Source organism: Streptomyces alkaliterrae, assembly GCF_007097205.2.
GTDB lineage: Bacteria > Actinomycetota > Actinomycetes > Streptomycetales > Streptomycetaceae > Streptomyces > Streptomyces alkaliterrae.
Genome location: NZ_VJYK02000768.1, coordinates 1 through 379, shown reverse-complemented (window position 1 = coordinate 379; position 379 = coordinate 1). Strand labels below are relative to the sequence as shown.

Here is a 379-nt window from a genome sequence, read left to right as displayed (position 1 = left end):
GGCCGAGCAGGTGGAATCGGCGCTCGAGGCCGCGCGATCGGCGGTGCATGCGGTTCCGGATCAGGTGTCGGGCACGGTACGCATCACCACTACGGACACCATCCTCGTCGGCCTGGTCGCGCCCGCGTTGAAGGCGCTGCAGGCTCAGCATCCGCATCTGCGCTACGACCTCCGGGTGAGCAACGAGTTGGCCAGCCTGACCCGGCGCGATGCCGACATTGCCGTGCGGGCCACGCACCGTCCGCCCCAGCATTTGGTGGGCAAACGCATCGGCTCGATTCGCGTGGGGCTATACGCCGGGCGCGCAAGCGGCATCACCTACGCCGATGTCGAAGCGGGCCGCACGCCGTGGGTGGCGGTCGACGACGCGATTCCCGAT

The 379-nt window shown here is 69.1% G+C and carries 1 protein-coding gene; it reads left to right on the top strand.

Translation table 11 applies throughout. The features are described 5' to 3' along the window. Window positions 1–379: LysR substrate-binding domain-containing protein (locus FNX44_RS30220; protein ID WP_267129502.1), on the top strand; the 379-nt coding region annotated here is incomplete at both ends.